At 60.6% G+C, this 3,336-nt stretch carries 3 protein-coding genes; all 3 read right to left on the bottom strand.

The window, feature by feature from the left end; all coding sequences use genetic code 11:
* A partial coding sequence (locus JNL55_RS31225) for a FecR/PupR family sigma factor regulator (RefSeq protein ID WP_293863800.1) occupies positions 1-289 on the bottom strand: 289 nt, incomplete at its 3' end.
* Entirely contained in the window at positions 279-851 is a 573-nt protein-coding gene (locus JNL55_RS31220; RefSeq protein ID WP_293863797.1) for an RNA polymerase sigma factor, read from the bottom strand. The genes JNL55_RS31225 and JNL55_RS31220, both read right to left, overlap by 11 nt.
* Positions 852-1,021: 170 nt before the next feature.
* On the bottom strand, positions 1,022-3,336 hold a 2,315-nt coding region (locus JNL55_RS31215), incomplete at its 5' end, for an alpha/beta hydrolase family protein (RefSeq protein ID WP_293863794.1).

The raw sequence follows: 3,336 nt of genomic DNA, 5'->3' as shown, positions 1-3,336 counted from the left end.
AGGCAGCGATGCTGGCCGCACTGGCAAGATGTTTGGCAGCGACCTGCCAGCGCCCGCGTTTCGGATCATCACGCGGCGGAATGACACCGGGCTTCACGCCCACACCCAACATCCCAATCCGATCAGCTTCACGCCATGCAGACTCCAATCGGATGAACGCCACGCGATTGCCGGTGGATTCATTCAACCAAGCTTCGAGCTTCGCCTCATCCTCAGGCGTCCACTCGCCACAGTCACGCTTGGCCAGCCACACAGCCGCGGCCTCATGAACTTGCGCGCTATTTTCCATCGTGCGCCTCATCTCGCTCGCGCTTCTGCTCTTTGTGGGCCGCATCGACCGTCGGCGCGCCATGAAATAAATCGCCCAGCATTTGCATGCCACGCACCAGATGCTTTTCCACAGTCGTCTCTGCAATGCCCAGACGCGCGGCGATTTGCTTCTGCGGAAGGTTCTCCACCTTCCGCATCCAGACCACGTCCCGGCATCGGTCTGGCAATTGGTTGAGGATGTCCGAGACGCGGCGCAACTGCTGCCGCGCGCTGGTCAACCGTTCGGGTGAAATCTCATCCACCAAGACGTTCAGCGAATTCAAATCCTCCAGCAGCTCTATCGAGACGATGCGGTTACGCCGCGCCCGGTCGGTGAGCAAATGACGGGTGGTCGTGAACAGAAACGATTTTGGCGATAGCGGGCGCGAGCGAGCCGCGGCTTCGAGCACGCGGATGTAGACCTCGTGCCGCAAGTCTGCGACCTCCGCCTGACGCGGCCAGACGCGGGCAATGTAGCGGGTCAACGCCGCTTCGTGGGCACAGATCTCGCGAGCAAACCAGCGGTGGAGCGATTCATTCATCACCGCGGCACATTAACCCAGGACCCGGGATCTACAAACGCCTATCGCGCGAAATCCCTTGGATTATGGGGCTCGCAACATTTTTTTTGAGGACGATGGGAGGAATTCCTGCGGCCAATCGTCCCGGTAATGTTCTGGTGCGTTCGCACCCGAAAATCGCAAGGCATCGCTCATCCCGAGGGCTGCAACTCGAGCCCCGTCTCGATCCCCTTGAGTCGCGCCGGCACTCCTTCGGTCAGCCATTTTGGCGGCGGTGCGTCGCGCAGATAGTGATCGAAGAATTGCGCCAGGCGCACGCTGAAATCCTCAGCGGACCGACCCTCCAACGAATGGTTGCCACGGTTGTACTGAAGCAACCACGCCGGCTTGCCCAGACGGCGCAAGGCCGTGAAAAACTCAACCGCATTTGCCAACGGACAAATGACATCGTCCCGTGTATGCATCAACAGCAACGGCGTACTCACCTTGTCGGCATGAAAGATGGCGGAGTTATCGATGTATAGATCCGGCCGTTCCCACAAGGTCGCATTCATCCTGAGCTGGCCGGTCTCGAACAGTCCTTGCAGACTCGCGCCAGCCGAAGCCGCTTTGGGATCGGGCAACCACACCCCCCCGTAGGCACTGATGAGATCGACCATTCCCGATGAGGACGCCGCCGCCGCGAACAACCCTGTGCTGGTGACGATGGAGTTGGTAGCGATGCCGCCAAAGCTGCAGCCCTGCACGCCCATTCTTGCGCCGTCGATCCACGGGAGCTTTTTCATCTGCTCCGCCGCCGAGATGACGGCCCGTACCGCGCTGTCGCGCACTCTGCCGATCTCGTATTGGATGTCCGGCCTCATCACCACGTAACCCCGACTCACATAGGCCATGACGTTGATCTCGCAACCCGTAGTCAGCGGCTGCAGCGGCCGATGGACGTGCAGGCCATCGGTGACTAACTCGTAGTAGTTGAAGATGACGGGATACTTGCGAGTGGGGTCGAAATCCTCCGGTGTGTACAGGATGCCCTGCGTCGCCACTCCGTCATCACGCTGCCAGGTCAGCAACTGCGCGTCGAGGCCGTTGTATTGCCGCTCCGGATGCAAATCGCTCAGCCGCGTGAACCGTTTGAAATCAGCGGTCGCGAAAAAATTGGGTGACTCGCGGGCGCTCTCCCGCCGCACCAGATATCGGTGCGCATGCTTTGCCTTGATGGGCATCCAACCTTCTCCTTGGGGAAGGTGGTACGCATGAGACCCCATCGTCAAACGCTGTGGATCGGCCGCACCTTGCAGGCTTCGAGCAAAGAACCCGCTGTGCTTACTCACCCGGTCGAAGGCAGTGAGGATGAGACGTTCGCCGGGTGCAAAGATACGGTCGCGAGACGCTACCTGGGATCGCACCGAGAAAATGATCTGATGACGACCGCCATATCCATTGGTGAGATTGATCGGCGTCGCCACGCCTTTGGGGTCCAGCAACCATAGATCGTACCGGTCGTAGATCAGCACGCCGGCATCGTCACGCAGCCAGCCGGCGATGCCACGGAGCCTTTGCCAACTCGCAGGCCGCCAAGCGGCATCGAAGCGATACCAACTCGTGTCGATGCCTTGCCCCAGATCGCGCACCACGCCGGAAACGACGTCGCGACTCAGGAAGGACTCTCGGCCGGGATCGAAGTACACGACGAAGCGTCCTGCCGGCGAAAGCTGCGGACGCCCTTCCAAAGGAAGATTCCCGTCGACGACCGCGGTCCGTCGGCCATCGCGGAAGAACACTATCTCGGTCGACAGCTTGGCGGCCGCGTTCCAGCTGTACTCGCCGCGATCCGGATTTCCCGCGCGACGCTCCAACAAGGCCATCTCACCGAGGTCGGGATCGAAGGCTCTATCACCGAGTGTTTCATTGACTTGCTCTACCCGGGTCAACGCTCGCTTGTCGATATCGAGCAAGGCCGCATAGCTACGCCCTGGCTTGCCCGCCGCCAATTCCGCGAGTTGCTGAGACTGCAATCTCTCGTCTGTATAACTCCAAACGTCGACGTCGACTGCATCTTCATGAGGCTGACCGAGCAGGTCGGCGGGCTGCAGATCGACCAGCAGTTGCGTGCCGTCTTTAGAGAATCCTCGAATCGCATGCAGCCGCAGATCGGTGTCGAGGCCCATCACCTGCGCATCAGCCACCATGCTGGCCCGCTCGTCACCGACGCGGTAGCGCCAGAACGATCGCCTCGGCTGTTCGGCACTGTCTTCCTCCACCACAAACGCGACCTGACGATGGCTCTCGTCGAACACGACGCCGCTGCTAAGACCGCGACCTTGCCAGATCGTGGTCGCTTCACCATCGTTGAGATCGATCCAGCGCAACGCGTGCGAGTTCGACTTGCCAGTGACCAGAACAACGCCGCCGCCCTCACTGAAGTAGAAGTCGTCAACTTCCGGGAAGCGGAGTTCTCGGCGCGTCGACAGATCTCTGATCCGCAGTTCGCGCTCGGGCCCCTTCA

This window comes from Steroidobacter sp. (genome assembly GCF_016790065.1).
GTDB lineage: Bacteria > Pseudomonadota > Gammaproteobacteria > Steroidobacterales > Steroidobacteraceae > Steroidobacter.
Note: the sequence above shows the minus strand (reverse complement) of the source record. Positions and strands in the feature narration are given on the sequence as shown.

What these genes read in the sequence shown, in the direction of transcription:
- JNL55_RS31220 (WP_293863797.1), bottom strand. Translation starts at nt 851, where the DNA reads ATGAATGAATCGCTCCACCGCTGGTTTGCTCGCGAGATCTGTGCCCAC.